Origin of the sequence: Zhongshania aquatica, assembly GCF_027257955.1 — a bacterium.
Classification (GTDB): domain Bacteria; phylum Pseudomonadota; class Gammaproteobacteria; order Pseudomonadales; family Spongiibacteraceae; genus Spongiibacter; species Spongiibacter aquatica.
The window spans coordinates 1-5,539 of record NZ_JANZNQ010000059.1 but is presented as its reverse complement, the minus strand read 5'-3'; the positions used below and the strand labels follow the sequence as shown (position 1 = coordinate 5,539).

General features: G+C 48.7%; 5 protein-coding genes. All 5 read left to right on the top strand.

Features of this window, described 5'->3' with window-relative positions; translation table 11 throughout:
* Positions 1 to 627, top strand: a 627-nt coding sequence (locus tag O9X78_RS20340; RefSeq protein WP_269621529.1) for a cation efflux transmembrane domain-containing protein, incomplete at its 5' end; no start/stop codon positions are given.
* Between the two features lie 59 nt (positions 628 to 686).
* Positions 687 to 1,025, top strand: coding sequence for a hypothetical protein (locus O9X78_RS20335; protein WP_123181031.1), 339 nt, complete (start codon positions 687 to 689; stop codon positions 1,023 to 1,025).
* An 83-nt stretch (positions 1,026 to 1,108) separates the two neighbouring features.
* On the top strand, positions 1,109 to 2,449 hold the full coding sequence (locus tag O9X78_RS20330) for a TolC family protein (RefSeq protein WP_123181032.1): 1,341 nt from the start codon (positions 1,109 to 1,111) through the stop codon (positions 2,447 to 2,449).
* Positions 2,446 to 3,381, top strand: a complete 936-nt coding sequence (locus O9X78_RS20325; RefSeq protein WP_269621528.1) for an efflux RND transporter periplasmic adaptor subunit — start codon at positions 2,446 to 2,448, stop codon at positions 3,379 to 3,381. The genes O9X78_RS20330 and O9X78_RS20325 overlap by 4 nt, the downstream gene beginning before the upstream one ends.
* 89 nt (positions 3,382 to 3,470) lie before the next feature.
* Positions 3,471 to 5,539, top strand: a 2,069-nt coding sequence (locus O9X78_RS20320; RefSeq protein WP_269621527.1) for an efflux RND transporter permease subunit, incomplete at its 3' end; no start/stop codon positions are given.

The following is a 5,539-nucleotide window of genomic DNA, read 5'->3' as shown; positions in this document are numbered from 1 at the left end:
GGCGCGAAAATTAAAGATACTCACAATTTAGACCACGATGAACTGTCGCAAGTGATGGCGTCAGCAAAAGAGGCTAGTTTAAAAGAAGGTACCATCCTAAAATGGTTACTTGCGATTAACGCAACCATGTTTGTCGTTGAATTTTTGGTTGGGTGGTTGGCTCAATCTGCTGGGCTTATTGCAGACTCGCTAGATATGTTTGCTGACGCAACAATTTATGGCGTGGCACTCTACGCAGTCGGCCACAGCGTCAAAAGGAAGCTGCAGGCTGCTCACCTTTCAGGATGGTTGCAACTAGCGTTAGCTATAGGTGCGCTAAGTGAAGTGATACGACGATTTATGTTTGGCAGTGAACCAGCATCCACACTGATGATGATTTTTGGCGTTATCGCTTTGATTGCCAACGTAACATGCCTAATTTTGATATCTAAAAGCAAGGATGATGGCGCACACATGACGGCAAGCTGGATTTGCTCATCGAACGATGTGATCTCCAATGTGGGTATTATTTTAGCCGGTGTGCTTGTCGCAGCAACAGGTTCGCGCTACCCTGACTTGCTGATTGGCTTGGTTATTTCTGTCATTGTGTTGCATGGCGCGTACCGAATTCTGAAGTTAAAATCTTAAGTAGCTCAGCGTCTCAACCGCAAACGGATACCAAATCGCATTCATTAAAAAGGTTAATTGTGACTAAACATTGGACATATTATCTGCTGATAATACTGATTGCTTGCCAGTCAGTATTTGCTTTTGCGGATAACCATGATGTTCAAGACGCAAGTCCATTGACTGCATTTGATCAAAGTGACATCACTCAAAACGAATTAATTGTTAAGCAGCTTAATACTAAAGATTCGACACATTTAGACAACTGCGACCACTGCGGTTTTTGTCATCATGGCCAGCTAGTTCCTGCCCTCCTAGCATTTACATCTGCTCCGAGCACTGTATTACTCAAAACCCAATATAATATGGCGATTCCTAACGACCCGCTATTCTCTTTCTATCGCCCTCCCAAAGCCTAAGCCTACGTTTTACTAATCTAACGACATTTCGGTTATTTCCGTAATGTTTAGCATGATTCCGTCTATTAAACGTGGATTTTTACATGGTTATTCGCTTTTTTATGCCTACGAGATTCGTATGGCGCACGCAACACAGCTTTAAAAAGCTGGTGCTTTTATGTTTTTTTTTCGGCTGGCAAATATCTTTTGCGCACGCTGAAGCTACAAATAAATCCCTTACGCTCAATGCTGCACTTAAGAGTGCTATCGAGTTAAACCCGTCCTTAAAGGCTTTTGAGTTTCGCAATTCTGCACTAAGTGGGCAGATGCAAATGGCGGCGCTAAAGCCTGCCTATGAGCTAGGAATTGACGCAGAAAATTTTTCTGGCGCTGATGAGCTCAGTGGGTTTGATGGCGCAGAACTTACCGTTTCGCTCTCCTCTGTTTTGGAAATGGGCGATAAGCGCGCAGCGAGGCGGGGTATTGTTTCAAGTAGTCGCTCAGTGATCGATGCACAGCGACAAGTGGAATCATTGGAATTATTAGGCGAAGTGACCCGCCGTTATGTGGATGCGCTTGCTGCACAGGAGCAGGTTACCCTAGCGATTGAAGCCAATAGGCTTGCCAATGAAGCGCTTAAGATCGTGAGACGGCGCGCCAAAGCTGGGGCAGCGCCTGAAGCAGAGGTGAAACGAGCACTCGCAGCCGCGTCACAGGCAGGCCTAACGCTACAGTCCACCCAGCAGCAGCTTGCCTACTTAAAGGTTTCCCTCGCTGCGCTCTGGGGTGAAAAAACGCCTACTTTTGTGACACTTGAAGGTGATTTATATCACTTTGGCACCGATATTGAGTTTGACTCACTCTTCGCAAAAATGGAGAAGAATCCAGCAATCCTCATTTTTGCGGCTGAAGAGCGCCTCAAGGATGCCGAACTGCGCGTTGCCGCAACACAATCCAAAGCGGATGTCAGTTGGTCGCTAGGCGTGCGTCGATTTCAAGCAAACGATGATTCTGCACTGGTGGCGGGCTTCAGCATGCCGCTGTTTTCCGGCAGAAGAAACACAGGGGCGGTCTCCGCAGCGCGCGCTCAGCGCAATGAAATCTATGTACAAAAAGAAGTGGCTTTACTGAGTATGCACACACAATTGTTCCGTGCATTCCACAATAGAAAACAAGCAATTCTCGCGGCCGAAACACTACAAAGCACCATCATACCTGCGCTGCGAGATGCACTCAAAGAAACTCAAACTGCCTATGAACGTGGGCGCTATGGCTATTTGGATTACGTGTCTGCACGGCAGGAACTACTAAATGCTCAGCGCACACTGATCGAAGCGGCTGCGTCTGCACTTACTTATGGCGCCGAAATTGAACAGCTAACAGCAGAGCCCTTGTCCTCGACGCCCTACAGCATATCAAGCGATTTTTCAGGAACAGTACAATGAATATATACGATACGATTAAAAATCCCATTATTAATGCCATTTTCTACGCCACACTTTGCTTTTCAGCGTCATTCGCGCTAGCCGAAAGCGGACATGGCGATGAAGAAGATCATGACGAGGGGCACATTGAACTCTCTCAGGAGCAAATGAAGCACGCGGGTATCGGCCTAGCCCAAGTTGGGCCTGGCGCAATTCGAGAAACCTTAGCCGTTTACGGGATTATTACGAGCAACGCGGAACAAGCCCAAGCCGTCACGGCCCGGTTCGACGGCGTCATCCGCTCCGTTAATAAAACCATTGGTGATAACGTCCGTAAAGGTGATGTACTTGTCACTGTTGAGGCGAATGAAAGCCTAAAAACCTACCCTATTTATTCGGCACTTAATGGTGTCATTAGTCAGCGCAACGCCAATATTGGCGAACAAACAAACGGTAAAACACTGCTTGTTGTTGAAGATTACTCTAGCGTTTGGGTAGATCTTTCCGTGTTCCCCAAAGACATCGCCAAGCTCGCATTGGGGCAAACGGTACGGATAAAAAGCACTAACCACTCCAGCACGGGCGAAGGGAAAATTATCTTTATTGCCACTCAGGGTAACCCTTCTAATCAAGCCACCACAGCGCGCGTCCTGCTGAACAATGTCGACAACCAATGGAAACCCGGGCTTTTTGTTAATGCCGAAATCACCCAAACCGAAACTGCTGCAGCCACTGTTATCAACAATGAAGCTGTGCAACTAATCGAAGGTGAAACCGTCATTTTCGTGAAAGGAGACGAAGGTTTTGAACCTCGCAATATCACCTTAGGCCGCACAGATGGCGAAACCAGCGAAGTACTGCGTGGACTAAAAGTTGGCGAAACATATGTAATCAAAAACAGCTTTGTTTTGAAGTCTGAAATGGGCAAGGAGGATGCTGAGCATGGACATTAATCACATCCGCCGCACTGCGAACTCCAAGCGCAGTTTCTGCCACCAGCACTACGATATTTCGTGGTGCGAGACCGTAGTAGGGCCTAGCTATGATCGATAAACTAATTCAATTTTCCATTGCCCGCCGTTGGCTGATCATGTTTTTTGCGCTCGCCATCAGTGCACTCGGTGTTTGGAATTATCAAAACCTGCCCATAGATGCCGTACCCGATATCACTAATGTACAGGTACAAATTAATACAAGTGCACCCGGTTACTCACCGCTGGAAGTTGAGCAGCGTATTACCTACTTGGTCGAGCTGGCGATCACCGGTTTACCTTACGTAGAGAGTACCCGCTCTTTGTCGAGATATGCGCTCTCTCAGGTCACCGTTGTATTTGAAAAAGGGACGGACATTTACTTTGCCCGCAACCTGATCAATGAACGTTTGCAGCAGGCCAAAAGTGATATGCCCTCGGGCATTGAACCCGTGATGGGGCCAGTAGCGACCGGCCTCGGGGAGATTTTTCACTACGCGGTGCACGCAGACGACGATGCTCGCCAGCCAAACGGCGAGAAATATGATGCGACTGCCTTGCGCACCCTGCAAGATTGGGTCATTCGTCCCCAGTTGCGTCTGGTCAATGGTGTGACGGAAATCAACACGATAGGAGGTTTTGAAAAGGAATTTCACATCACTCCCACCCCAGCCCGCCTATTAACCTTCGGCCTAAGCTTTGATGACTTGGTTGAGGCAATAGAAAAAAACAACGCCAATGTTGGAGCGGGTTACATTGAAAAAAATGGTGAGCAATACCTTATTCGCGCACCTGGACAAGTGGCGGACATTGCTGAACTGGAGAAGATCATCGTCGCACACAAAGACGGTATCCCGATAACAGTAGCAGATGTCGCCGACATCAGCTTTGGCAAGCAGCTCCGTACCGGCGCGGCAACGCGCGATGGGGAAGAAACCGTACTCGGCACCGCCGTGATGCTGTTGGGCGGTAATAGTCGCAGTGTTTCAGAGGCGGTTTCCGCAAAACTGGTGGAAATCAATAAAACACTGCCCAAAGGGATCACCGCCGAGCCCGTCTATAACCGCACCGTACTCGTCGATAAAACCATTGCAACCGTACAGAAGAACCTGCTTGAAGGTGCCGTACTGGTTGTCGTTGTTTTATTAGTCATGCTCGGCAACGTCCGCGCCGCTTTACTCACTGCGATGGTCATTCCGCTGTCAATGCTAATGCTCATGACCGGTATGGTACAAGCCAAAGTCAGTGCCAACCTGATGAGTTTGGGGGCGCTCGATTTTGGTCTTATCGTCGACGGCGCAGTGATTATTGTTGAGAACTGCATACTAAGACTGGCTGGTAGGCAGCATCAACTCGGCCGGATACTCAAACTGGATGAACGTTTCCAAACCGTTTTCGCCGCGACACGGGAAGTTTTTACGCCAAGCTTGATCAGCGTTCTGGTAGTGATTTTAGTAAACTTGCCGATCCTCGCTCTCACCGGCGTGGAGGGGAAAATGTTTACGCCTATGGCCATGGCCGTGATCATCGCCTTATTGTCGGCCTTGGTGCTGTCATTAACCTTTGTGCCCGCTGCAGTCGCACTGTTGCTCACTGGCCGCATTGAAGAAAAGGACAACATCATTGTTCGCCAATCAAAACGGGTGTATACCCCAATTCTGACGTGGGTACTCAAATTCCGTATCGGTGTATTAGCTGGCGCGGTGCTGCTCGTTATCGCGGTTGGTGGCGTGACCACAAAAATGGGCACAGAGTTTATTCCGAATCTGGATGAAGGTGATATTGCCATTCAGGCTTTGCGGATTCCGGGCACCAGCCTCACCCAATCCCTCGACATGCAGTTTCGGCTTGAACGCGCCGTACTGGAAATACCGGAAGTAAAAACCTACTTCTCACGTGTCGGCACCGCAGAGGTTGCCAGTGATCCCATGGGGCCAAACATCTCTGATGGCTATGTGATGCTGAAAGATCGTACAGACTGGCCCGACCCCGACAAGTCTAAAGCCCAATTGCTAGAAGATATCCGGCAAAAACTGACGCTCATTCCCGGTAACGCGTTCGAGATCAGCCAACCGATACAGCTTCGCTTTAATGAACTGATTTCAGGTGTTCGCTCAGACCTAGGCATTAAGATTTACGG

Bases quoted from the DNA above. Each gene is read 5' to 3' on its own strand.
- O9X78_RS20330 (WP_123181032.1), top strand. From the start codon at position 1,109: ATGGTTATTCGCTTTTTTATGCCTACGAGATTCGTATGGCGCACGCAA.
- O9X78_RS20325 (WP_269621528.1), top strand. From the start codon at position 2,446: ATGAATATATACGATACGATTAAAAATCCCATTATTAATGCCATTTTC.